The organism is Mycobacterium colombiense (assembly GCF_003284975.1).
Taxonomy (GTDB): Bacteria; Actinomycetota; Actinomycetes; order Mycobacteriales; family Mycobacteriaceae; genus Mycobacterium; species Mycobacterium europaeum_A.
In genome coordinates, this window is sequence record NZ_QMEU01000028.1 from 20,683 (window position 1) to 44,861 (window position 24,179).

General features: G+C 67.5%; 25 protein-coding genes. 19 read left to right on the plus strand and 6 right to left on the minus strand.

All coding sequences use genetic code 11. The features are described 5' to 3' along the window. Positions 1 to 238: 238 nt before the first annotated feature. Together DQP58_RS12145 and DQP58_RS26785 are read right to left on the minus strand one after the other, a co-directional pair. A complete protein-coding gene (locus DQP58_RS12145) occupies positions 239 to 1,495 on the minus strand; it encodes a CaiB/BaiF CoA transferase family protein (RefSeq protein ID WP_430915938.1) in 1,257 nt (418 codons plus the stop codon). A 24-nt stretch (positions 1,496 to 1,519) separates the two neighbouring features. Then, on the minus strand, positions 1,520 to 1,690 hold the full coding sequence (locus DQP58_RS26785) for a hypothetical protein (RefSeq protein WP_165827851.1): 171 nt from the start codon (positions 1,688 to 1,690) through the stop codon (positions 1,520 to 1,522). A gap of 62 nt (positions 1,691 to 1,752) precedes the next feature. Between DQP58_RS26785 and DQP58_RS12150 the strand changes: the two genes are divergently transcribed. From DQP58_RS12150 to DQP58_RS12185, 8 genes are all read left to right on the plus strand, one after another. Next, positions 1,753 to 2,616, plus strand: a complete 864-nt coding sequence (locus DQP58_RS12150; protein ID WP_112708627.1) for a mycofactocin-coupled SDR family oxidoreductase — start codon at positions 1,753 to 1,755, stop codon at positions 2,614 to 2,616. Between the two features lie 43 nt (positions 2,617 to 2,659). Continuing rightward, on the plus strand, positions 2,660 to 3,640 hold the full coding sequence (locus DQP58_RS12155) for a thiamine pyrophosphate-dependent dehydrogenase E1 component subunit alpha (protein ID WP_112708628.1): 981 nt from the start codon (positions 2,660 to 2,662) through the stop codon (positions 3,638 to 3,640). A gap of 3 nt (positions 3,641 to 3,643) precedes the next feature. Further along, the gene (locus tag DQP58_RS12160; protein ID WP_112708629.1) at positions 3,644 to 4,642 is read left to right on the plus strand and encodes an alpha-ketoacid dehydrogenase subunit beta; all 999 of its coding nucleotides are present in this window, start codon (positions 3,644 to 3,646) and stop codon (positions 4,640 to 4,642) included. Next, a complete protein-coding gene (locus DQP58_RS12165) occupies positions 4,635 to 4,871 on the plus strand; it encodes a lipoyl domain-containing protein (RefSeq protein ID WP_112708630.1) in 237 nt (78 codons plus the stop codon). The genes DQP58_RS12160 and DQP58_RS12165 overlap by 8 nt, the downstream gene beginning before the upstream one ends. 19 nt (positions 4,872 to 4,890) lie before the next feature. Continuing rightward, a complete protein-coding gene (locus DQP58_RS12170) occupies positions 4,891 to 5,763 on the plus strand; it encodes an enoyl-CoA hydratase-related protein (protein WP_112708631.1) in 873 nt (290 codons plus the stop codon). An 8-nt stretch (positions 5,764 to 5,771) separates the two neighbouring features. Then, a complete protein-coding gene (locus tag DQP58_RS12175; protein ID WP_112708632.1) occupies positions 5,772 to 7,301 on the plus strand; it encodes an acyl-CoA synthetase in 1,530 nt (509 codons plus the stop codon). A gap of 78 nt (positions 7,302 to 7,379) precedes the next feature. After that, entirely contained in the window at positions 7,380 to 8,729 is a 1,350-nt protein-coding gene (locus DQP58_RS12180) for an aromatic ring-hydroxylating oxygenase subunit alpha (protein ID WP_240629774.1), read from the plus strand. Then, positions 8,726 to 10,435: an FAD-binding protein gene (locus tag DQP58_RS12185; RefSeq protein WP_112708634.1), complete on the plus strand. Its 1,710-nt coding sequence runs from the start codon at positions 8,726 to 8,728 to the stop codon at positions 10,433 to 10,435. Before DQP58_RS12180 ends, DQP58_RS12185 begins: the two co-directional genes overlap by 4 nt. On the opposite strand, the gene DQP58_RS12190 is transcribed toward DQP58_RS12185, so the two are convergent. Beyond that, positions 10,432 to 11,271, minus strand: coding sequence for an enoyl-CoA hydratase-related protein (locus DQP58_RS12190; protein WP_112708635.1), 840 nt, complete (start codon positions 11,269 to 11,271; stop codon positions 10,432 to 10,434). The genes DQP58_RS12185 and DQP58_RS12190 overlap by 4 nt on opposite strands. Positions 11,272 to 11,381: 110 nt before the next feature. On the opposite strand from DQP58_RS12190, the gene DQP58_RS12195 reads away from it, so the two are divergent. From DQP58_RS12195 to DQP58_RS12215, 4 genes are all read left to right on the plus strand, one after another. Then, positions 11,382 to 12,221 carry an SH3-like domain-containing protein gene (locus tag DQP58_RS12195; RefSeq protein ID WP_112708636.1) on the plus strand — a complete coding sequence of 280 codons (840 nt, stop codon included), beginning with the start codon at positions 11,382 to 11,384 and terminating at the stop codon, positions 12,219 to 12,221. 21 nt (positions 12,222 to 12,242) lie between these two features. Continuing rightward, the gene (scnC, locus tag DQP58_RS12200) at positions 12,243 to 12,953 is read left to right on the plus strand and encodes a thiocyanate hydrolase subunit gamma (protein WP_112708637.1); all 711 of its coding nucleotides are present in this window, start codon (positions 12,243 to 12,245) and stop codon (positions 12,951 to 12,953) included. A gap of 14 nt (positions 12,954 to 12,967) precedes the next feature. Then, on the plus strand, positions 12,968 to 13,318 hold the full coding sequence (locus tag DQP58_RS12205) for a thiocyanate hydrolase (protein ID WP_112708638.1): 351 nt from the start codon (positions 12,968 to 12,970) through the stop codon (positions 13,316 to 13,318). Positions 13,319 to 13,594: 276 nt separating this feature from the next. Continuing rightward, a complete protein-coding gene (locus DQP58_RS12215; protein WP_112708639.1) occupies positions 13,595 to 14,968 on the plus strand; it encodes a DEAD/DEAH box helicase in 1,374 nt (457 codons plus the stop codon). Between the two features lie 20 nt (positions 14,969 to 14,988). On the opposite strand, the gene DQP58_RS12220 is transcribed toward DQP58_RS12215, so the two are convergent. After that, the gene (locus DQP58_RS12220; RefSeq protein ID WP_112708640.1) at positions 14,989 to 15,534 is read right to left on the minus strand and encodes a class I SAM-dependent methyltransferase; all 546 of its coding nucleotides are present in this window, start codon (positions 15,532 to 15,534) and stop codon (positions 14,989 to 14,991) included. Positions 15,535 to 15,654: 120 nt separating this feature from the next. On the opposite strand from DQP58_RS12220, the gene DQP58_RS12225 reads away from it, so the two are divergent. Next, positions 15,655 to 16,254, plus strand: coding sequence for a TetR/AcrR family transcriptional regulator (locus DQP58_RS12225; RefSeq protein ID WP_112708641.1), 600 nt, complete (start codon positions 15,655 to 15,657; stop codon positions 16,252 to 16,254). Between the two features lie 43 nt (positions 16,255 to 16,297). On the opposite strand, the gene DQP58_RS12230 is transcribed toward DQP58_RS12225, so the two are convergent. Further along, the gene (locus DQP58_RS12230) at positions 16,298 to 18,064 is read right to left on the minus strand and encodes an N-acyl-D-amino-acid deacylase family protein (protein ID WP_112708642.1); all 1,767 of its coding nucleotides are present in this window, start codon (positions 18,062 to 18,064) and stop codon (positions 16,298 to 16,300) included. A 204-nt stretch (positions 18,065 to 18,268) separates the two neighbouring features. Here DQP58_RS12230 and DQP58_RS12235 point away from each other — a divergent pair, with 204 nt between their 5' ends. The 3 genes from DQP58_RS12235 (at position 18,269) to DQP58_RS12245 (ending at position 20,286) form a co-directional block, all read left to right on the plus strand. Continuing rightward, on the plus strand, positions 18,269 to 18,940 hold the full coding sequence (locus DQP58_RS12235) for a TetR/AcrR family transcriptional regulator (RefSeq protein ID WP_112708643.1): 672 nt from the start codon (positions 18,269 to 18,271) through the stop codon (positions 18,938 to 18,940). A 119-nt stretch (positions 18,941 to 19,059) separates the two neighbouring features. Beyond that, positions 19,060 to 19,530, plus strand: coding sequence for a hypothetical protein (locus DQP58_RS12240; protein ID WP_205869410.1), 471 nt, complete (start codon positions 19,060 to 19,062; stop codon positions 19,528 to 19,530). 120 nt (positions 19,531 to 19,650) lie between these two features. After that, positions 19,651 to 20,286: a cutinase family protein gene (locus DQP58_RS12245; RefSeq protein ID WP_165827852.1), complete on the plus strand. Its 636-nt coding sequence runs from the start codon at positions 19,651 to 19,653 to the stop codon at positions 20,284 to 20,286. A gap of 29 nt (positions 20,287 to 20,315) precedes the next feature. Here the strand turns inward: DQP58_RS12245 and DQP58_RS12250 are convergent, their stop codons facing one another. Beyond that, complete coding sequence (locus tag DQP58_RS12250) at positions 20,316 to 21,236, minus strand: SDR family NAD(P)-dependent oxidoreductase (RefSeq protein ID WP_112708645.1); 921 nt, start codon at positions 21,234 to 21,236, stop codon at positions 20,316 to 20,318. Positions 21,237 to 22,092: 856 nt separating this feature from the next. Here DQP58_RS12250 and DQP58_RS12255 point away from each other — a divergent pair. The 3 genes from DQP58_RS12255 (at position 22,093) to DQP58_RS12265 (ending at position 24,167) form a co-directional block, all read left to right on the plus strand. After that, positions 22,093 to 22,905: a SigB/SigF/SigG family RNA polymerase sigma factor gene (locus tag DQP58_RS12255; RefSeq protein WP_112708646.1), complete on the plus strand. Its 813-nt coding sequence runs from the start codon at positions 22,093 to 22,095 to the stop codon at positions 22,903 to 22,905. 115 nt (positions 22,906 to 23,020) lie between these two features. Continuing rightward, positions 23,021 to 23,647 carry a hypothetical protein gene (locus tag DQP58_RS12260; RefSeq protein ID WP_112708647.1) on the plus strand — a complete coding sequence of 209 codons (627 nt, stop codon included), beginning with the start codon at positions 23,021 to 23,023 and terminating at the stop codon, positions 23,645 to 23,647. Between the two features lie 28 nt (positions 23,648 to 23,675). Beyond that, positions 23,676 to 24,167, plus strand: a complete 492-nt coding sequence (locus DQP58_RS12265; protein WP_112708648.1) for a hypothetical protein — start codon at positions 23,676 to 23,678, stop codon at positions 24,165 to 24,167. Positions 24,168 to 24,179: the final 12 nt, after the last annotated feature.

The following is a 24,179-nucleotide window of genomic DNA, read 5'->3' on the forward strand; positions in this document are numbered from 1 at the left end:
TGCGCCCTGGTGAAACCGCTACTCGCATAGCGGCAGGAATCCGTGCGCGTCGTCGCGGCCGCAATCCCCAAAAGGCGCCCTGTGCAATGATTTGCGGATCCGTCGCGTTGTGCCAGTCCACCACTGACATTGATACCCGGCTGTGACCGTTTCGGGATCGGTTGCTCATCGCGAAATTCGGGACCCGTGGTATCGAAACCGGCTGTGATTTAGCATAATTAGCGACCGACCACGCCATCTACAGAATCGCCTTGGACTCCTTCGCCTTGGCGATGTCGTCCCAGCCGATGTCGAGCTCCAGCAGAATCTCTTCGGTGTGCTGGCCGTGTTCGGGGGCACGCGCCGGAGACGGTGGCGTCTCGTTGAATTGCACTGGGGCCGCGACGATTCGGTACTTCTCTCCGTGGTCGTCGACGTTCGTCACCACATAGCCGTTGGGTTCGACCTGCGGGTCGTTGAGGGTTTCCCGGGGAGTCGCCAGCGCACCCCACACCCCGGGTTCGTCCGCGAGCACCGCCTGCCAGTGCGCGAGGTCATGGCGGGCAAACGTATTCGCCAGCAGCTCGGTCGCGGCGGCCGCATTGGCGATCAAGTTACTTGATGGCACGAATCGCTCATCGTCGGCCAGTTCCGCCAGCCCGATGCGCCGGCAGAAGCCCGCCCAGAATTTGTCCGGCTGCAAGAACACCAGCTGGATCCACCTGCCGTCTTTCGTCTTGTACCGGTTGACCAACGGGTTGATGGCCAGGCCGGGCGGCGCACCGGGGATCCCGTCGATGTCGAAGAAGTCGGCCGCGCAGATGGACGGCGCTATCGACCACATCGCCTGCGCCAGTAGCGATGAGTCGACGATCGTCGGTTCGCCCGTGCGTTCCCGGTGGAACAGCGCGGCGCAGACGCCGCCGGCCAGCGTCGCCCCGCCCTGCAGGTCACCGAAGCCGGGCCCCTGGACCGCCGGCGTCTCGCTGCCGAACGGTGTCAGCGTGTAGGCGACCCCGCCGCGCGCCAGATAGGTTGCGGCGTCGAAGCCGCCGCGGTCGCGATCGGGACCGCGGACGCCCAGGCCGGTGCCGCGCGCGATGATGATCTTCGGGTTGAACGAGCGGATGTCCTCGACGGTCAGCCGGGCCCGTTCGAGCGCGCCGGGTAACCAATTGGTCAAGAACACATCGGCACTGGCCAATAGCCGGCCGAACAGCTCGCGACCCGTTTCCGACTTGACGTCGATGGCGATGCTGCGCTTGCCGCGGTTGCCCAGTTCGAGAATGAAGTCGGCATCCGGACGAGCCGCTTGCCGGGTGAACCCGCCGACCACCAGCGCCCGTCCGGGATCACCGGAGGCGACGCCTTCGACCTTGATGACGTCGGCACCCCAGTCCGCCAGCGCGGCCCCGGCCGAGGGCACATAGGTCCAGGACGCCAGCTCGACGACCCGCACCCCGCGCAGGACGCCGCCGTGCACGTCAGACATCGCCAACCCCCTCGTCGCGGCCATTCCTTGCTATTTTAGATATTCTAGCTAGTCTTGGTCGTAGTGATAGCCCATCTGCAGGTCAGCGCGGTTTTTCGGGGAAGAGATGCGATGCAGCCGACCGAAGGTCTCCTTGCGACGCCCGCCGCGGTGACCGCGCGCCGCGCCGCGGCGCGAGACGACGAGCGGCCGCAAGGTTCCCGCTTCGACTTGAGTCATGTCGACGAATGTTGGTGGGCGCCAACGCAGGTCGTGCTGTAGGCACGGACGAAGGACGGGCGATGGGCAGGGTGACGGGCAAGGTGGCCGTGATCAGCGGGGCCGCGCGCGGGCAGGGCCGATCACACGCGAGGATGCTGGCCGCCGAAGGCGCGGACATCATCGCCGTGGACATCTGCGCCGACATCGACACTAACGAGTATCCCCTGGCGCGCCCCGAGGACCTGGACGAAACGGCGCGGCTGGTGGAAAAGGAAGGACAGCGCGCGTACACCGCGGTCGCCGACGTCCGCGACCGCGTCGCGCTGACCGCGGCCATCGACGAGGGCGTCGCCGAACTCGGGCACCTCGACGTCGTGGTGGCCAACGCCGGCATCTGCCCCCTGACCGCGGGGCTACCCCCGAAGGCCTTCGCCGACGCCGTGGACGTGGACTTGGTCGGTGTGCTCAACCTGGTGCACGCGAGCCTCAAACACCTGCAGGCTGGTGCGTCGATCGTCGTCATCGGTTCCAACGCGGCCTTCATGTCGTCCCTGAACACCACCGGCATCGACGGCGGTCCGGGCGGAGCGGGCTACGCCTTCGCGAAACTGGCTGCCGCGCACTACGTCAACGACTTCGCGCTGGCGCTGGCACCGTTTTCCATCCGGATGAACGCGGTGCACCCGACCAACGTCAACACCGACATGTTGCACAGCCCGCCGATGTACCGGGCCTTTCGCCCCGACCTGAAGGAGCCGACCCGCGAGGACGCCGAACCGATCTTCCCGTTCGTGCAGGCGATGCCCATCCCCTACGTCGAACCCGAGGACATCAGCGAGGCGGTGCTGTTCCTCGCGTCCGACGCCGCCCGCTATATCACCGGACAGCAATTGCGCGTGGACGGCGGCGGCTTCCTCAAGGTCAAGCCATGGTCGGGCGCGTGACAGCGGTGGCACCGATCATCCTGCACCGCAACGGGGTTCGGCGATGACCGACGACCCCGAGATCCAGCGGCGCCTGTACGAACTCATGGTGCTGATGAAGGCGGCCGACGACCGGCTGTCCAAGGGGATCGGCACCGGCGAGTTCATGTGCGTGTACTGGCCCTCCCGCGGGCAGGAGGCGATCGCCGCCGCGATGGGTGTCGCGCTGCGGCCCGACGATCAGCTGGTGACCACCTACCGCGGGTTGCACGATCTCATCGGCAAGGGAGTGCCGCTCGAGGAGATCTACGGCGAGATGATGGGCCGGACCGTCGGCGCCAGCCGGGGTAAGGGCGGCACCATGCACATCGCCAAACCCGAGGTGGGCGTGATGCTTTCGACCGGCATCGTCGGTGCCGGGTCGCCGGTGGCCGTGGGACTGGCGCTGGCCGCCAAACGCAAGGGACTCGACCGTGTCACGGTGGTCAGCTTCGGTGACGGTGCCACCAACACCGGCTCCTTCCACGAAGCCGCCAACATGGCCGCGCTGTGGGACCTGCCCATGGTCTTCGTGTGCCAGAACAACCAGTACGCCGAGATGACCCCGACCGGTGACACCATGAAGCTCGAGCGGGTGGCCGATCGGGCCGCCGGATACGGGATGCCGGGTGTGCGCGTCGACGGCAACGACCCGCTGGCGGTGCAGGCCGCGCTCGACGAGGCGCTGCAGCGGGCGCGCAGCGGCGGTGGGCCGACCCTCATCGAGTGTGTGACGTTCCGCTTCCGCGGCCACTATTTCGGCGACCGCATGCCCTACATCCCCTCCGAGCAACTCGAAGCGGCCATGGCCGCCGATCCGGTGCCCCGGTTCCGCTCCCACCTCGCGGAGACGAGCGCCTGCCGCGACGACGAGCTGGATCGCATCGACGGCGAGGCGGTGGCGGCGGTGGAAGCCGCACTGCGCACCGTCCTGGCCGCGGACGCGGCATCGATCGACGAGCTCGACCGCGACGTCTACGCGGCGACCATCGGGTTTCCGGTGTAGGACATGGCCGATCAGGAGATGACGATGCGCGAGGCCCTCAACCTCGCGCTGGATCAGGCGCTCGAGGCCGACGAGCGGGTGTTCCTGCTCGGCGAGGACATCGCCGATCCCGGTGCGTCCGGCCCGACCGCGGGGTTGTCGACCAAATACGGCCACGAACGCGTGCTGGACACACCGATCTCGGAGGCCGCCATCCTGGGCGCGGCGATCGGCGCGGCCATCGACGGTCTGCTGCCGGTCGCCGAGATCATGATCATGGACTTCATCGGGATCGCCGCCGACCAATTGATCAACAACGCCGCCAAACTGCGGTTCATGACCGCCGGGCGCACGTCGGCGCCCATCACCGTGCGCACCCAGGTCTACGCCGGACTGGCCACCGGTGCGACGCATTCGCAGAGCCTGGAGGCCTGGTTCATGCACGTTCCCGGGATGAAGGTGATCGTGCCGTCCACCCCGCGCGACGGCAAAGGCCTGCTGACGACCGCGATCTTCGACGCCGACCCCTGCCTGTTCGTCGAAACCATCCGGTTGCAGAGCAAGAAGGGGCCCGTGCCCGTCGATCCCGGCTTCTCGATCCCGCTGGGTCAGGCCGACATCAAGCGGCCCGGCACCGACGTGAGCCTGATCGGCTACGGACGCTGCGTGCACGACGCGCTTGCCGCGGCAGCGACCCTGGCCGAGCGGGGCGTCGATGCCGAGGTCGTCGATCTGCGCACCCTGGTGCCGCTGGACGTCGAGACCATTGTCGAATCCGTCCGGCGCACCCGCCGAGCCGTCATCGTGCACGACGCGGTCCAATTCGCCGGTCCCGGAGCCGAAATCGCCGCGATCCTGTCGACCGAGTTGTTCGGCGAACTCGCCGCACCCGTCGAGCGGGTTGCCGCGCGCTTCGTGCCCAACCCGGCCGCCGCCGCGCTCGAGGCCCAGGTGTATCCGTCGCCGGCGCGCATCGTCGCGGCGGCGCAGCGCACCTGTCAGAAGGCGAAGGTGCATGGCTGACTTCGTCATTCGCATCCCCCGGGTATCGGTGGCGGTGTCCGAGGCCGAACTCACCGGCCTGCTGGTCGACGCCGGCGAACACGTCGAGGAGGGCATGCCCCTCTTTGTGGTCGCCACCGAGAAGGTGGAACAGGAAATCGAAGCTGGGGCATCCGGCACCGTGCACTGGAAGGCTCAGGTCGGGACCACCTACGACATCGGCGCCGAAATCGGCATCATCACGTCCTAACGAGGAAAGGTAAAGCCCGATGGATCTCAACGAGACCCGCGAGAGAATCATCTACGAAAAAGACGGCCCGATCGCCCGCGTCACGTTGAACTGGCCGGAGAAGGCCAACGCCCAGGACCAGAAGCTGGCCGAAGAGGTCGACGCCGCGCTGGCCGACGCCGACCGCGACTACGACATCAAGGTGCTGGTGCTCAAGGCCAACGGCAAGGGCTTCTGCTCCGGGCACGCGATCGGCAACAACGCCGTCGACTACCCGTCGTTCGTCGAGAACGCCATGGTGACCGGCCACCCGTGGAAGGCGCAGTCGGACCTGTTCGTCAAGCCGACGTTGAACCTGTGGGAGTTCTCCAAGCCCACCATCGCGCAGGTGCACGGCTACTGCGTGGGCGGCGGCACACACATGGGCCTGACCACCGACATCGTCATCGCCTCCGAGGACGCCTACTTCTCCTACCCGCCGCTGCAGGGCTTCGGCATGCCGTCGGGTGAATGTTCCATCGAGCCTTGGGTGTTCATGAACTGGCGCCGCGCCGCCTACTACCTGTTCACCGCGGAGGTGATCGACGCCAGGAAGGCGCTGGAGGTCGGCCTGGTCAACGAGGTGGTCAAGCGGGAGGACCTCGACGACCGCGTCGACGCGATCGCCCGCCACATCGCCCAGGCACCGTTGACGACCCTGATGCTCACCAAGGCCAACCTCAAACGCGCCTGGGAGCTGATGGGCATGCGGGTGCACTGGCAGAGCTCCAATGACCTCGTCGCGCTGGCCTCCATCAGCAAGGACGTGCAGCAGCTGATCCAGACCGTGTTCAAGGACAAGGTGCTGCCCTCCGAGCACGCCCGCCGCCAGGCCGCGGCCGCCGCCCAGACCGACGGCGCCGCAACACCTTAGGTCCCCTGGTGAACATCGCCGACCACGCGATCGCCGCCGCACAGTCGCCGGCCCTGATCACCGACGGCGGCACGATCTCGTTCGGCCAACTGCATGCCCGCAGCAAGCGGGTGGCCGCCGCGTTGCACGGGGCGGGGCTGCGACGCGGCGACGGCGTGGCGCTGGTGCTGCCGAACCGGCCGGAGTTTCTCGAGATCACCTGGGGCGCACAGCTTTCCGGCCTCTACTACACCGCGGTGAACACGCATTTCCTGCCCGACGAGGTCGGCTACGTCATCGACGATTCGGACGCCAAGGCGGTATTCGTCGATGCCTCGCTGCCCGAACTGGCCGCGCACATCGGTGACGCCAATGCCGCGGTGGTCGCCCGGTTTTCGGTCGGCGGCGCGCTACCGGGCTGGGAGTCCTATGACGACGCGCTGGCGACGGCCGGCGAGGCCCCACCGGTGTCGGACGGGTCGGAGATGTTGTATTCGTCCGGGACCACCGGGCGGCCCAAGGCGGTGCGGCGACCGCTTCCCGCCGACGGCAACGGATCCTGGGCGCAGTCGGTGCTCGAGCTGGCGCTGGCTCACAGATACGGAATGGACTCCTCGAGCGTGTACCTGTCCCCCGCGCCGCTGTATCACGCGGCAGGCGTCAACTACACCATGGCGGCCAACCGGGTGGGCGCCGCGACGGTCCTCATGCACAAATTCGACGCCGAGGCGGTGTTGCGCCTGATCGAGACCCACCGGGTGACCCACGCGCAGTTCGTCCCGACCATGTTCGTACGCATGCTCAAGCTGCCCGAAGCCGTCCGGCGGCGCTACGACGTCTCGAGCCTGCGGTGCGTTATCCACGCGGCGGCACCGTGCCCGGTCGATGTGAAGCACCGGATGATGGACTGGTTCGGTCCGATAATCCACGAATACTACGGCGGCACAGAGGGTTTCGCGGGCACCACGATCGGGCCCCGGGAGTGGCTCGACCATCCCGGTTCGGTGGGCATTCCGATGGCCCCGGTGCACGTGGTCGGCGAGGACGGGCGGGAGCTTCCGGTCGGTGAATCCGGCGAACTCTATTTCGAGGGTGGACCGGACTTCGAATACTTCAAGGACCCCGCCAAGACCGCATCGGTGTCCAACGACCGCGGCTGGCGATCGCTCGGCGACATGGGCTATGTCGACGCCGACGGATACCTGTACCTCACCGACCGCTCGACGTTCATGATCGTCTCCGGCGGGGTCAACATCTACCCGCAAGAGGTCGAGAATCTGCTCGTCATGCATCCGAAGCTGGTGGACGCGGCGGTGTTCGGGGTCCCCAACGACGAATTCGGCGAAGAGGTCAAGGCCGTCGTGCAACCGGCCGACGGCGTCATCGCGGGACCCGAGCTAAAGGCCGAGCTCATCGAATACTGCCGGGCTTACCTGGCCGGGTACAAGTGCCCCCGCACCGTCGACTTCGACGCCCTGCCGCGCGACCCGAACGGCAAGCTCTACAAGAGACGCATCCGCGACCGCTACTGGCAAGGACGGGTGTCGCGGATCTTGTGATGTGACGCAAGGAATGACGAGATGGCTGTAGGAATGGGCAACGAGATTTCCAACCCGCAAACCGCGCACCGGGCGGCGGTGAATTGGACGCCACTACCGGTGCCCTGGGCGGTCCAGGCCGCCGATCGAATCCCCAAGCAACGCTACTTCGATCCGGAGTTCTACGCGCTGGAGGCGCAGCTGTTCTGGCCCCGGGTGTGGCAGATGGCCTGCCGGCTCGAGGAGATCCCCAAGCCCGGCGACTACGTGGAGTACGAGATCCTCGACGACTCGATCATCGTGGTCCGCGTCGACCAGGACACCGTGCGCGCCTACCACAACGCCTGCCGCCATCGCGGCGTGAAGCTGGTGGAAGGCAACGGAAACCGGCGCACCTTCGTCTGCCCCTTCCACGGCTGGTGTTGGGGCATCGACGGGCGCAACACCTTCGTGCTACGCCCCGAAGCGTTCGCCGAAGACAACCTGCGCCCGGACGACCTGGCGCTCGTCTCGGTGCGCTGCGAGCTCTGGGGTGGCTGCGCGTGGATCAACCTCGACGACGACGCTCCAGCACTGCGCGACTGGATGGAACCGTTCGCCTCGATCTACGACGCGTGGCGGGTGGAGTCGCTGCGGGTGGAATGGTGGCAATCGTGCCGGCTGCCGGTGAACTGGAAACTCGCGACCGCGGCGTTCATGGAGGGTTACCACGTCCCGCAGACCCATCCGCAGCTGTTGCCGTCCGCGCAGACCGGACAGCCCCGCGCGGCAGTGCATCCCGTCGTCGCGAGCAGCCTGTATTTCATGCGCACGCTCGGCGCCGGCATGGGCGGCATGACGCACGAGAACGACATTCGCATCGCCGAAGGACTCCAGCACATCGAGTTGCCGGCCGACCCGGGCGCGGCGATGGCGGGGTGGCGCGACGCGCTCAACGACGCCGTCGTCAACTGGCATCGCGCCCGCGGCAGCACCATGCCCGACCTCAACGAGCTGGTTCGGCGCGGGATCACCGACGCGATCGGATTCGCCTTCCCGCACCACTTCATCCTGCCCACCTATAGCAGCGCCTCCTCGTACCGCATCCGTCCGCTGGGTCCCGAGGACACGCTGTTCGAGATCTGGTCGCTGACCCGGTATCCCGCAGACGCCTCGGCCGGCAAGCCCACGCCTCCCGAACCCATGGCACCCGATGACCCGCGGTGGCCGCCCATCCCGGCCCAGGATTTCTCCAACCTGCCCCGGCAGCAGAAGGGCTTGCATTCCAAGGGGTTTGACTTCATGCGGTTGTCGGATCAGATCGAGGGGCTGATCTCGAACTTCGAACGCGTCATCGACGGTTTCCTGGCCGGGCTGCCCTACACCACTCTGCTGCCCGCCATCGGAAAGACCAACACCACCATCGACGTACCGATCGTCGACCTCGGCTTCGGCGCGGCGGCGCGATGACCGGCCGGTGGGACCACTCGGTGGACCTGGTCATCGCGGGCAGCGGCGGGGGCGGCATGGTCGCCGGGCTGGCCGCGCTGGACTGCGGCCTCGAACCGCTGATCATCGAAAAGCAGCCGCTGGTCGGCGGTTCGACGGGGCTGTCGGGCGGCATCGTGTGGCTGCCGAACAACCCGTTGATGCGCGCCGACGGCATCGCCGACTCCCATGAGGACGGCCTGGCCTACCTGGCCGACGTGGTCGGCGACATCGGCGCGCCCTCCTCACCCGAACGACGCGAAATGTTCCTCACCGCGGGCTTCGAAATGATCAACTTCCTCACCCGCAAGGGTGTCGCGCTGATCCGCTGCGCGGGCTGGAGCGACTACTACCCGAACCACAAGGGCGGCAACGCCTCCGGCCGCGCGGTCGAGGGCATCCCGTTCGACGCCGCGCGGCTCGGCGATTGGAGCGAAAAGGTGCAGCCGCCGCTGGCCAAGAACTACGGATATGTGGTGCTGACCAACGAGTTACGGTCGGTCCAATATTTCAACCGCGCACCACGCGCCTTGGCCGTCGCGTCGCGGGTATTCCTGCGCACGGTGATCGCCCGGGCCCGGCGGCGTCAACTCCTCACCAACGGCGCCTCGCTGATCGCCCAGATGCTCAAGGCGCTGATCGATCTCAGCGACGGTGATCCCCCACTGTGGACGCAAGCCGCGATGACGGATCTGGTCGTCGACGACGGCCGGGTGGTCGGCGTGCGCGTCGTCCGCGACGGACGGCCGCTGACCGTCGAGGCCCGCAAGGGAGTCCTGTTGGCCGCCGGCGGTTTCGGCCACAACGAGCAGATGCGCCGCCGCTACAGCGGCAACCAGCCCAACGAGGGGAAGTGGTCGATCGCCAACGCCGGTGACACCGGCGAGGTCCTCGAGGCGGCGATGCGACTGGGCGCGAAGACCGACCTGCTGGACGAAGCCTGGTGGCTGCCTTCGGTTTTCATCGCCAACGGCGGCGCCGTCGCCGCCTCGCTCGGTTCGGGACGCCAGCGTCCCGGTGCCATCTACGTCGACTCGACCGGGCGGCGGTTCTGCAACGAGTCCAACTCCTACGTCGAGGTCGGCAAGGCGATGTACGCCAACAAGGCGGTGCCGTGCTGGATGATCTTCGACGAGGGATACGTGCGCCGATACGTCACGAGCGCAAGCCCCCTGAAAGCCCTGAAGCGAAACCAGCCGCTGCCGCCCGAGCTGTTCGAGTCCGGTGCCGTCACCCGGGCGGCGAGCATCCCCGACCTCGCCCGCCAGATCGATCTTCCGGCCGACGAACTGGCGCGCACGATCCGGCGATTCAACCAATTCTCGGCCAAGGGGCTGGATCCCGACTTCGGCCGCGGCCAGTCCGCCTACAACGACTGCCTCGGCGACCCCGGCTATCGGCCGAACGCCGCCATCGGCCCGCTCGACACCGCCCCCTACTACGCGACCAGGGTGCTGCCGGCCGACGTCGGCACGTGCGGCGGCGTCATCACCAACCAACACGCGCAGGTTCTCGACCAACAGGACCGGGTGATCGAGGGCTTGTACGCCACCGGCAACACGACCGCGACGGTGATGGGCCGGACCTATCCCGGCGCCGGCGCGAGCATCGCCAGCTCGATGGTGTTCGGGTACGTCGCCGCGCGCCATGCCGCCGGACGCAAGATCGCCGGTGAGATGAGCCGCTAGGCGGGCGATTCGGGTTTGTCGACAAACTCGCGTGGCTTCATGCCGGACTGCATCAGCTCGGCGCGCCGCGCCTGCACGTCGGACGCGGCGCCGACCATGTTGGTCAGGATGTGGCTGACCTGAAGATGGACCCGCATGCCCATCAGTTCCCACGCGCGCTTCACGTTGTTCTTGACCGCCATCAGTGTGGTCAAGGGGATTTGGGCGATTCTGCGCGCCATCTCCTCAACCGTGTCCTCGAGGTCGTCGCGCGGCACCACCCGGTTGAGCAGGCCCCACTCGAGCGCTTGTTGCGCGGACAGGGTCGGCGCCAGCAGCAGCCAGTCCATGGTGCGATGCCAGTTCATCAGCAGCCACGGCTCGATCATGGTGTGTCCGCCGGGTTCGCCGAGGCTCTGGGCAAGTGGCATTTGGAAATACGCGTCCTCGGAGGCGACGCAGAAGTCGGTCAGCAGTCCGAGATAGATGCCACCGCCCATGCAATAGCCGTGGATTTGCGAGATGGTCGGCTTGGGAAATTCCCACAGGTACAGCGTCGGCCACAAAAACAGATCGGCAGTGCCCTTGTAAAGGTCCTCGAACGTGTCCCCGAAATCCGGATACGGGTTTTCGTCCGGGCCCCAGCGCGCCACGTGGCCGCCGCAGAATCCCTTGCCGTTCGCCTTGAGGATGACGACCTTGATGTCCTTGTCGCGGTCGGCCTCGTGCAAACAACTGTCGACCTCGCCGACCAGGACCGCGTCCTTGGTGTTGGCCTTGTCCACCCGGTTCAGAATGATCCGCGCAATCGGCGGTTCACGCTCATAAATGACCGCTTCCAGGACGCGCCGCTCCATTCCGGTGACGTTACCGGAGACTGCCGTACCGAAGTTCGCTTTGCGGTTGCGGGATGCCGGCGGGAAGAGTGAAGTATAGGGAAGCGCTGGACTAGTCGAATGGAGCTGGGATGACGAGTGCGTCGGACCGAGCCGCACAGCTCGACCTGATAGCCCGGCTACAATCCTCCTACCCCGAACTGCCCGACGCCCCCACGCCGGATCTCATTGACCACGAACGTTTCAACGCCTATGTCAAGACCCCCCACGACGTCGGCGGCGAGCCGGACGCCCCCATCGAGTTCGAGAACAAGCAGTACGAGATCTGGGAGCACAACACCTATGTGATGTGCGAGGTGCTCGGCTGGCGCGGGATCTGGTTGTCCGAGGAACGACGCCGGATGGGCAACGTCGACCTGGGCCGCACCATCTACCTCGGACTGCCCTACTACGGGCGGTGGCTGCTCGCGGTCGCACGCGTCCTCGCCGAAAAACACCACATCGGCCTCAGCGAACTGGCCGAACGCATGGCCGAGGTCAAGGCCCGCTATGCCGACGGCCTGCGCGGAAATCCCTTGCAGGCCAAGCCCAAGTCCGAAGGCGATCCCGCCGCCGTCCCACGCAACCGGCACCACCGCCACGCCGTCGGCAAAGGCGACCCGCAGGTGTACGCCGGACAGGCCGGCGCACCGAAGTTCAACGTCGGCGACAAGGTCGTGGTCCGCGATCTGCCGGTGTTGCTCTACACCCGCACGCAGGAGTACGTGCGCGGGGCGACGGGCGAGATCGCGGTTGTCTCGTACGAAAGCCCCGCCGCCGAGGACGAGACGTGGGACGCGCCGGACCAACAACCCGAATGGTTTTACATCGTCCGATTCAACCTGTCAGACCTGTGGCACGGCTACACCGGACCGGCCAACGACACGTTGCAGACCGAACTCCCACAGCGGTGGCTCGAATCGGCCGAATAGCTTGGCGAAAGGACCTCCGGCATGACAGACCACGACCACGAGCACGACCACGACCGCACCGCCGCACCCATGGTCGACGAGATCACCGACTTCGAAGTCCTCGAGATCGCGCTGCGCGAATTGTGCATCGAGAAGGGCATTTTCACCGCCGAAGATCATCGCCGCTTCACCGAGTTCGCCGAACAGATCGGGCCCACCCCCGCAGCGCGCATGGTGGCCAAGGCCTGGCTCGATCCCGACTTCAAGGAGTTGGTGCGCACCGATGCGCTGGCAGCCAGCAAGGAAGTCGGGGTCGACTGGCTGGAACCGACCGGGTTCGGAACCCCGAGTGACTTCACCGCCCTGCACGTGCTGGAAGACACCCCCACGCTGCATCACGTGATCGTCTGCACGCTGTGCTCGTGCTACCCGCGCCCGATTCTGGGCAACTCGCCGGAGTGGTACCGCACCCCCAACTATCGGCGCCGCATCGTGCGCTGGCCGCGGCAGGTGCTCGCGGAATTCGGCCTGATACTCCCGGAGGACGTCGAGATCCGGGTGGAAGACTCCAACCAGAAGCATCGGTTCATGGTGATGCCGGTCCGACCGGCCGGAACGCAGGGCTGGACAGAGGACCAACTCGTCGAAATCATCACGCGCGATTGCCTGATCGGCGTCGCGTTGCCCAAGCCGGGGGTGACCACCAACGCCGTCACCCAGACGCGCCCGGCCGTCCACCCCGCTGGCGACTGACCCGGGGCGCACCGATGAGCATCGAACACTCCAGCATCGCGCCGCTGACGAAAATCGTTGAACGCAACCAGATTTGGAGCCGCATGGCGGCCAAGCACGGCGTCGGTAACCCGGTGCCGCCGTGGCAGACGAGCCTGGACGGCATCTGCGATGCCCTCGATCAAAGTAGTTGCGGAGCACAGGTACTCAGTTTCGTCGAGCGGCGCAACGACGAGGATACGCTGTCGGCAACCGTCTACGCCGGCCTGCCCTATCCGGAGAATAGGCTGGTGGCACTCGCGCACTCGCTCGTGGCGCGTGGCGTCATCAACGAGGACGAGCTGGCGGCGCGGCTGGCGGCCGTTCGTTCGCGGCTCGAAGGGTGACCTACGCCATTTAGCCGTTCGGCGTCGCATACGCTAGGCTGGCAGCAACGTTGGCTTCATGACTACTGCATGCCAACACCGTCGTGGAACGCTTCCTCATCCCTCCGGTGCCAGCGAAGAAGATCGCGCTTGGCACCTAGATGATCCGTGCATCCCGCACGAGCTTGTCTCGCGGCGATCGATTTTGCCATCCGGCAATCTCGCCACCTCGTGCCGATGCCACGCGGCGTTCTCGCCTGCGGCGCGGCACCACCGATGCCCGAAAGGCACCGAAAAGTGACCACCAGCAAGACTTTCGCCGACCTCGGCGTGCGCACCCACCTGGTCGATGCGCTCGTCAAGCGCGGCCTCACCCATCCCTTTCCGATCCAGGTCGAGACCCTGCCCGACACCCTGGCCGGCCGCGACGTGCTCGGTCGCGGCAAGACGGGCAGCGGCAAGACCCTGGCCTTCTCCATCCCGCTCGTCAGCCGCCTCTCGTCGGGCAACCGGCGCCCCTCGCGGCCCTCGGGCCTGGTGCTGGCCCCCACCCGGGAGCTGGCGACGCAGATCACAGCGACGCTCGAGCCACTGGCGAATGCCGGCGGCCTGCGGGTCACCACGATCTTCGGCGGCGTCTCGCAAAGCCGCCAGGTGGCCGCGCTGAAGTCCGGCGTCGACATCGTGGTGGCCTGCCCGGGCCGGCTCGAGGACCTGATGAAGCAGCGGCTGATCAGCCTCGACGCCGTCGAGATCACCGTCATCGACGAGGCCGATCACATGGCCGATCTCGGCTTCCTACCCGGCGTCACCCGGATCCTGGCCGCGACGCCGAAAGACGGCCAGCGACTGTTGTTTTCGGCCACCCTGGACAACGGCGTCGACAAGCTCGTGCAGCGATTCCTGCGCAACGAGGTGCTGCACTCGGTCGACGAGCCCAACTCGCCGGTGCCCGAAATGACCCATCACGTCTTCCACGTCGCCAACGCCGAGGCCAAGAAAGAGGTGGTGCACCGGCTCGCCTCCGGCACCGGTCGGCGGATTCTGTTCATGCGCACCAAGCATCAGGCCCGCAAGCTCGCCAGGCAGCTCACCGAATCGGGAGTTCCGTCAGTCGACCTGCACGGCAACCTGTCTCAGCCGGCACGCGAGCGCAACCTGGCGATGTTCGCCTCGGGCGGCGCCCGGGTGCTGGTGGCGACCGACATCGCCGCGCGCGGCGTGCATGTCGACGAGGTCGAGCTCGTCGTGCACATCGACCCGCCCGCCGAGCACAAGTCCTATCTGCACCGGTCCGGGCGAACCGCGCGGGCAGGCAGCGCCGGAGACGTCGTCACCGTGGTGCTGCCTGAGCAGCGCCGTGACACCCAGCTGCTGATGCGCAAGGCCGGCATCCAGGTCGCCCCGGTGCAGGTGACCGCCGTGTCCGAGGCGGTGCAGGCGCTGGTGGGCGAGGTCGCGCCCTACCAGGCCCCCGCACCAGCCCGGGCGCCCTCGCACGCGCCGGCGCAGCATCGGGCCAACTCCGGCGGGCAGCGGCGCCGCCGGACCGGCAGGTCGCCGAGGACCAATCCCACCCCCACGGAATCGGCGATGTCGCACCGCACCGCTGCGCCTCGACGACGGCCGGATCGCCGCCGCGCCAGCCGCGCTCAGGGCACCGCCGGCTAACTAGCCCCCGGTCGCGGCGGTCAGCGCCGGGCCAGCAGCCACGCCTGACCGTCGCTTTCGCCGGCGTCGATCAGCTCCAGGCCGGCGAACGCGGCGGGCAGTTCGCCGGCCACGGCGCGGAAGGGACCCGGGCTCGCCCCGACCTCACTCAACGTGGCGATCGCCAGCAGCCCGCCCGCCGCGACCCGATCGACGATTGCCCGGTCGAGGCGGGGGTCGCGGAACTTGCAGCACAGGATCACATCGACCGGCGCCCCCGCCGGGAGGCCGGCGTCGAAATCGACGACGTCGAAGCGGCAGTGGTCACCCACGCCGGCCCGCTGGGCCAGTTCCCGCGCGTGGGCGATGGCCACCGGCGAGACGTCGAGCCCCACCACCTGTAGGCCGCGTGCCGCCAGCCAGACCGAGCCGATCCCCTGTCCGCAGGCCAGGTCCAGGGCCTGGCCCGCGGCGGGAAACACATCCGCGTGGCCCGCGAAAACGTCCGGAGGCGCAACCGAACTCAGCGGTGGCGGCCCCTTGGCCGCGTACCGTTCGTCCCAGCGACGCCGGTCCGCTTCGCCCATAGCCGCCACTCTAGAACCGGGCTTCTTCTGGACACTTGTCCGTTATCGGGATCCCGCGTTCGCGCCGACCGCGCGCAATGGAGATTGTTGGTGGGCAAGACACGTTTCTACACTGGACGGGTGTCTAGAGATGTGTCGCCACCGGTGGTCGCCGGGAAAACGGTGGGCGCGGCCCGCCGATCCGACCGCCGGCCGGGACAGACCATCCGCAAGGTGCTCGATGCCGGGCTGGCGGAGCTGCGGGAATCCTCGTACGCGAACCTGACGATGCGCGCGGTGGCGACGCGCGCCGGGGTGTCGCCGGCCAGCGCCTACACCTACTTCCCGTCGAAAAGCGCCCTGGTGGCGGCGGTGTATCTGCGCTTCCTGCGGGACCTGCCGCTGCACACCGACGTCAACGAGACGACCAAAACCCGGGTGAGCGCAACCCTGCGGGACATGGCGGTCGTCGTCGCCGACGAGCCGGAACTGACCGCCGCGTGTGGCGCGGCGCTGATGGCCGACGATCCGGCGGTCACGCCCCTTCGCGAACAGATCGGCGAGGAAGTGGCCAAGCGGATCGGGGCCGCCCTCGGTCCGGGCTGGCCCCGAGCCGTGAAATCCACACTGCAGATGACCTTTTCGGGTGCGCTGATGACCGCCCGGTTCGTCAGCTTCGCCGAGATCTCCGGGCAGCTCGACGAGGCGGTCAACCTCATCCTGGGCGCGTCGGTGGCCTGAAAACTGCGGCGCCCGCGCACAATCCCCCGCACAATAGGCGCGGCTAGCCGGCGTAGGCAGGCTTGCGCGCCGACGCGCCCGCCCGGAGGAACTCACCGAATCGTTTCTCGCCCAGCTCCGGTGACGCCTTGCCGGCGCCGAACGCGAGGTTGCCGGACACCAACACCGCCGTGACGGTGTCGTCGTTGCGGTTCACCATCCGCGACAGCCCGCCGTAGGACTCGACGGGATGTTCGGCATAGGCGTCGAGGGCGTCGTCGAGCTTCTCGGGGTCGATCACGACGATATCGGCGCGGTCGCCTTCCCGCAGGGTGCCGGCGTCGAGCTGGTACCAGGAGCCGAGCTCGCCGGTGAGGCGGTGCACGGCGTGCTCGATCGACATGAACGGCGTGCCCCGCTTCTCGGCGTCGCGCACGTGGCGCAGCAGGCGCAGCCCGGAGTTGTAGAAGGCCATGTTGCGCAGGTGCGCGCCCGCGTCCGAGAACCCCATCTGCACGCCCGGGCTTTGCGCCAGCTTCTTGAGCAATTCGGGCCGGTGGTTGGAGATCGTGGTGCGCCAGCGCAGCTTTTCGCCGTGCTCGAGCACCAGGTCGAGGAACGCGTCGACCGGGTGCAGGCCGCCGCGGTCCAGGCCCACCCGCCCGAACGATTTACCGACGACCGATTCGTCGGGGCAGGCCACGATGTCGGCATCGAAGAAGTCGCGGTGCCACACCCGGGGGCCGTACTTCTGGTCATAGTCCTTGCGGAACTGCCGCCGGTATTCTTCGTCGCGCATCAGCTCGTTACGGGCGATCTCGTCCTGCAGGTGCAGGGCCGCTGCGCCGGAGCCGAACTCCTCGAAGATCACCAGCGAGATCCCGTCGGCGTAGACCTCGAACGGGACCGGCAGATGCTGCCAGCGGAAATCCGCGCCGAGCGCGTTGACCATCCGCGCCAGCCAGTCCATCAGGTAGATGACCGGCGGCAGGGACTTGACGTCGGCGGCCGAGAGCAGGCTGGTCTTCAACCGGCGGCGCCCCACCCCGAGGGAGGTGGCCAGCTGGGAAACGATCGACAGCGGGTTCTTGATATCAGGACCCGATTGCAGGATCTTGTTGCGCCGCCGCAGGATGGCGTTCAGGCGCCGCAGCTCGCGAGGCTTGGCGTAGGTCGACGGCAGGGTGCGCGACCGGCAGACCTCGCCGTCGAGTTTGTCGAACAGCAGTTGCTGCGAGGACATCCCGACGAAGCCTTCGTCGAGGGCCTCTTCCAGCATCGCCTCCATCCGCGCGAGTTCGGCCGCCGACGGGCGGACGTCCTTACGGGTCGCCCGGTCCAGGCCCATCGTGGCGGCGCGCATGTCGGAGTGCCCGATGAACGCCGCGATGTTGGGGCCCAGGTTCAGCCGCTCGAGCGCGGCCACATATTCCTTGGGGCTGTGCCACGACCGGGTCGCGTTGAGCTGCTCGATCACATAGCGCCGCGGAATCGCTTCCACGCGGCCGAAGATGTCGCCCGCGTCGACATTGTCCAGGTACACCGTGGACAGCGAGCAGGACCCCAGCATCACGGTCGTCACGCCGTGTCGCAGCGATTCGGAAAGCGCCGGCTCACAGAGGGTTTCGATGTCGTAATGCGTGTGAATGTCGATGATGCCGGGGATCACCCACTGACCGGTGGCGTCGATGACCCGGGCGCCGGTGGTGTCCAGCGGACCCTTGGCGATGGTGACGACCCGCCCGTCCCGCACGCCGATGTCCCGGTAGGCCGACGGCCCACCCGTCCCGTCGAACCAGCGTCCGTTGGCGATCACGGTGTCGTACTGCATCGGTCGGCCTTTCTGTCGCGCCGGGCGCTGGGGATACCGTCGGGCCGCTGCCTCGCAGATCCGCAGTGATCATACATAATGCCCGTTTTGTCTTGCCAGGTAACCGGCGCCCGACCGCGCGGTTAGCCAGCACCGATGACGCCCCGTCAGACGATATGATCCAGCGGTGGGGTTCATCGGCTACGGGTTTGCCGTCCGCTAATCATGCGCAGTCACGGTTGGGCCGGAAACACGCCCGCTTCCAACGCGGAGGCGATCGAGCGCATCCTGGACGCCGCCGACAAGATCATCGACGAACGCGGCTCGGCGATGCGGATCGCCGACGTGGCGCGCGCGCTGGGGGTCACCCGCCAGACCGTCTATCGGTACTTCCCCGGCACGCAGGCCTTGCTGGTGGCGTCGGCGATGCGGTCGGCCGACGGCTTCCTCGATCGCATGGCGGCCCATCTCGAAGGTGTCACCGATCCGGTGGTGGCCATCACCGAGGGCATGGCGTTCGCGGTCGAAGAGCTGGCCTCGGACAATCAGGTCGGATTCGTGCTCAACCAGCGCCACCGCGGCGGCCAGAAAGTGTCGATCGTCTCCGATACCGCGTTGGCCTTCGGCCGTTCGATGTTGCACCGTTACGACATCGACTGGGAGCGTTACGGTTTCGACGAGGCGGGCCTGGACGAGCTGAACGAATTCTCGCTGCGGGTTCTGCATTCCTTCCTGGCGGACCCGGGACGGCCACCGCGCAGCGGCGACGATCTGCGCCGCTACCTCAGCCGCTGGATCGGGCCGGCGATCGCCTACCCGCAGCTGGTCCGCGCCATGGATGCCCTCGGCGCGCCCGAGCCGGCCCCAACGCGCCGCCGGTCCTCGAAAGCATCCTGACCCCCGGGCGGGCGGTGCGGCGATTTTGACCATACGTATTCGCCGTTGTGTCGTGAAGTTGCGCGGGGGCGATGCGCTAACCGTCAATGGGCCGACGTTGTCCACCGATCGAAGGAGGCATCGACGTGGTGGGTTTGGCACAGGTCGCGCTGAACAGCGCGCCCATCTTTGGTGGCGCACTGCTCGCGGTTGCGGCCGGGCAATTCCGCGGTCCTGATTACCGGGAAGCGATCAAGCAGGACATGGACCTGCTCGAACGACTCCCGCCCGAAGACGTCGACAGGCGCGCCGAATTGCGGCGCAGCATCGAGGGTCGCATCGACGACCTGATCGATGCGGCGGACCGCAGCCGCGTGCTGCGCCGGGCCGCGCTGTCCTACCACGGCAACTGGCGGGACGGGGTCCTGCTGCTCTGTGCCGTCCTCTTCACGATCATTTGGTGGAACGTCAGTCACAGCAGGGACAACTGGCTGCCGATGTTCGTCGTGTTGATCCTGCTGTGCGTGGTGGCTGCCGCCTACACATTCCGCGGTGCGCTGCACGCCGCCCGGACCGCGTTCCGCGCGAAGCGGCAGGGTCGACGCGACTAGTCGACGTGGCGGTCTTCGTCACAGCCGGGGCGAGGACGATCCCCACAACGCGCGCGCGGCGCCGTGCTGTGGCAGGATCGCGATGTGAAGGCGAATCCCCTCGCAGCGTTGACTTGTGCTGTGCTGTCGCCGGTCTCGGCTCTGCTGATCGGCCCGGTCGCGCCGGCGTGGGCGGAACCATGCCCCGACGTCGAGGTGGTTTTCGCCCGGGGCACCAGCGAGCCCCCCGGCGTCGGCCGCATCGGCGAAAGCTTCGTCGACACTCTGCGTTCGCACGTCGGCGGGAAGTCGGTTGGTGTCTATCCGGTCAACTATCCGGCCACCACCGACTTTCCCACCGCCGCCGACGGCATCAGCGACGCCGGCAATCACGTCGAGCAGATGGCCGCGAATTGCCCGCGCACCAAGATGGTGCTGGGCGGCTACTCGCAGGGCGCGGCGGTGATGGGCTTCGTCACCGAAAGTGCCGTACCCGACGGCGTTCACCTGGTGCAGGCGCTGCAACCGATGCCGGCCGAGGTGGCCAACCACGTCGCCGCGGTGGCGCTGTTCGGCAAGCCGTCGAGCCAGTTCATGAGCATCATCAACGAGCCGCCCGTGTCCATCGGGCCGCTGTACGCGGCGAAGACCCTCGAGTTGTGTGTGCCCGGCGATCCGGTGTGTTCCGGCGCGGGCAACCCGGCCGCACACCGCCAGTACGTAGAGGCGGGCATGGTCGACCAGGCGGCCGATTTCGCCGCCAGCCATCTCTCGTAATTGACGCGGCCCGAACGCCTCAGGCGTGGCTAGGTCGCCGACTTTCCTGCCGGTTCGTCGGCGCGCGCGCCGCCGACCATCTCGTGCACGTCCTGCACCGACCACGGCCCGGCCCGGTGGTGGTCGCGGTAGCCCAGCAGCCGTGGCGTTTGGCGATCGAAACTGCCCACGAAACCGCCTGCGGCAACAAGGATGTGACCCGTCACGTCGCGCGAGAGGTCGCTGGCCAGATACGCGTAGACCGGTGCGACGAACTCGGGCGGAGCGCTGTCGAGCGAGGCCCGCATGGTCATCTCGTCGAGCAGACCCCGGCGGTGCAGGTCTTCGATGTGCTTCTCGTAGTCGTCGCCAGTGGACAGCCGGGTCCTGGCCCCGGGGCAGACCACGTTGGCCCGCACCCCGTAGGGCTTCAGTTCGGCGGCGATCGCCATCGTCAGGCCGTTGACGGCGCCCTTGCCCGCCGGATATCCGGTGCCGCCGTAGTCACCCAGGAACGCCACCGAGCTGGTGTTGACGATGGCGCCGTGCCCCTGGGCGGCGAGCACCGGAGCGGCCACCCGGCAGGTGTGGAACGCCGTGCCGAGGTGAGCGCTGATCAGACGGTCGAACTCGGCCGGGGAGATGGTCAGGATCGACGAACCGCGCGGTTCGGCGATCCCGGCGCAATTGATCAGCGTGTCCAACCGCCCGAACGCGCTCACGCATTCGTCGACGAGCCGACGCGCGACGCGCTCGTCGTCCGCGGATCCCACCACCGCGTGGGCCCGCCCGCCGGCCGCCGTGATCGTCGCGACCGTTTCGTGCACGGCCCGTTCGTCGCGCCCGTTGACGACGACGCCGGAGCCGAGTCCGCCCAGCAGCTCGGCGACCGCGCGGCCGATACCGCGACTACCGCCCGAAACCACCACACCGTGCCCCGACAGCGGGACCTCGGGACCGTTTCCGCTCATCGCAACCTCCGGTGCGCGCCAACCGGTGCACACCGTAAAGTGTTGCCCGCGAACTGCTCTCGCGGCCGGCTGACGGGCACGCGCTCGACGGTGGTCACGAACATTAGGCGAACAGTACCCAGCCGACTCAGGAATGAGAACGCGAACCCACGTTTTCCTCGCCTGCGGCGCTGCCCGCCACCGGCAACTCGCCAACACGGGGAGGATTGGCACGTCGTCGCCGCCGTCGCGCTGCACAAACGCATCGCCGGCGGCCTCGGGTGCAGCCCCCGCCGTCCCGCCGGGCAAAGCCGCGTACCGTCCCCCGGGCCGTGGCCATAAATTAATCTGTTCGGGTAGAAGTGGCCCAATCGCGCCGAACCAGTTTGCTGGATCGGCGGGCGCTTCCCGGCGTGCCGCACCACCCTCGATAACACCGCAGCTGGGGGAGGTGCGCCGGCACGCGGGAGGGCGCCGAAGCCCGCAACGGCGGCTTGCCGAACCGCCGCCGCTACACCGTGGAAACTGTTCAGAAATTATCTGAATCCGTTGCTCCGAGCGATCGCCGGATGGTGCAAGGGGGCGTATAGTCTCCAATAAGTCCGTTGATGGACGTGTCGCCGTTTAGCTAAAAGCGGTCCAGTCAGCCGCATGGCTACTGAGCTTGGTATGGCTCCGGCGGATCAGCCCCAGTCACCATTCGCTTCGTGTCGCGCGTTGGCCCACCGACCGTCCTGCGGATCGAGATGCAGTGGGGGCGAGAAGTGCGCATAGCTGTGAACCTTCACTGCGGACGACTCTAGGAGTCAGCGATGCAAACTTGTTTTCGCGCAACCGTTTACCCGATTTTTCGAGTGAACACGGGGTGCGCCAGCCGATGACAAATGTAATTTCTGCAACCCGTCCGGCCCCGACCACGCGGACCACTAAATCCGATGATTCCTACGACGATGTCGTCGAAATGTTCCTGGTGCTGCAGGAGTTGCCGGCCGAATCGTACGAATACGCCCACCAGCGCGAACGCATCGTGTCCCGGTGCCTGCCACTGGCCGACCACGTGGCCAGCCATTTCGCCCGCCGGGGCGAGGGCCTCGACGATCTCATTCAGGTCGCTCGGCTGGGCCTGATGAACGCCGTCAACAGGTTCGACCCCGCGAAGGGTCCGAGCTTCATCGGCTTCGCGGTACCCACGATGATGGGCGAGGTCAGGCGTTACTTCCGCGACTACAGCTGGGGAATGCGCGTCCCGCGGCGGCTGCGCGAGCTGCATGTGCAGATCAGCAGGACGACCGCCGATTTGTCGCAACGACTCGGCCGTGCGCCCACCGCGGGTGAGCTTTCGCAGGTGCTCGAGGTTCCGCGCGAGGAGATCGTCGAATGCCTCGTCGCCGGTGACGCCTACCGGCTCGACTCCCTCGACGCGCCGCTCGGCGCCGACGGTTCGGGAACGCCTCGCTCGGTGGCCGACTCGGTCGGCGACATCGATCCGCAGATCGAGCACATCACCAACCGGGAAGCGCTGCGGGTGTTGGTTGCCACCCTCCCCGAGCGCGAACGCGAGGTGTTGCGCATGCGGTTCTTCGAATCCATGACGCAGAGCCAGATCGCCGAGCGCATCGGCGTGTCCCAGATGCAGGTGTCCCGCATCCTGGCTAACACGCTGAGCTGCCTGCGCGATCAGCTCGAGTAGCGCGCCCGGCTCCCCAGGACGCTGCGCGGCATCCGCCGCCGCGCAGCAATGTACTGTGCGATTCGAAGGATGACCCGACGTTGTCGCCAGGAAAACCTGGAAGGAGCTCGATGCGATGAGGATGTCACGGACGGTGCTCGCGGGTGTCGCAGCGACGACGGCGCTGGCGGTGTCGGTCGCCGGCTGCGGTAACAACAAACCGCAACCGTCGCCGGCGAAGTCGGGATCGGCCACCTCGGCAACCTCCGCACCCAGCAGCTCGGCGCCGGCGTCACCGGTGCCGGCGCAGCCCAACGAGTACGCCAAGCTGCTGATCCAGGCCAGTGACATCAACGCCCCGGTCCCCTTCACCGCCGCTCCCCCGACCGACAATCCCAACGGCCAGCCGGGCGTGGCGACGACCTTCAAAGACGACGACGGCAGCCACGCCATAAAGGTCACCATCAACGTGTACGACGACCCCGACGCCGCCACCAACGCGCTCAACACCGCCAAGGGCCAACAGGGCGGGGCGATCAAAGATCCCACCACGCAACCGTCCAACATCGGCAGCGGCGGAACGATGCTGATGGGCAACACCGCCGACCGCAGCAAGGGCGTGGTGATCCTGCTTTTCACCGAGGGTAAGGCGCTCGCGACGCTGGAGTTCGACGGGCCGACCGACACGCTGGCCCCGCCGGACTTCGTCAACGACGTCGGCCAGAAGCAAGACGCGGCCATCAAGAAAGGCCTCGGCGGCTAGGCGCCGCGCGACCACCGCGAGGGACGCCATGAATGTCATCAACGGCATGCCGGCTCACGCCCTATGGCTGCACTTCGTCCTAGTGCTGGTGCCGCTGACCGCCCTGCTGGTGATCGTCTGCGGGTTGTGGCCGGCGGCCCGGCGCGGACAGCTGCTGTGGCTGACGCTGATCCTTGCCGTGGTCACCATGGTGTTGACGCCCATCACCATCAATGCGGGCGGATGGCTCTACGGCCTGCGGGCGAACCCCAGCCCGATCCTGCGCGAGCACGCCGAGCGGGGCAGCCTGATGGCCTATTTCTCCGCCGCGTTGCTGGCGGCCGCGGTCGTGCTCGTCGTCGTGCGGGTGATCGAACGCCGATCCGACAAGGGCCGCGCCGCCACCCGGATACTCGCCGCGATAGTCGCGCTGGCGGTAGGGATCTCGTCGATGGTCCAGATCTACCGGGTGGGCGACGCCGGTGCTCAATCCGTCTGGGGCACCGAGATCGCGCGCCTGACCAGGAACCACGCGGGCTGAGCGCCCCTGTCG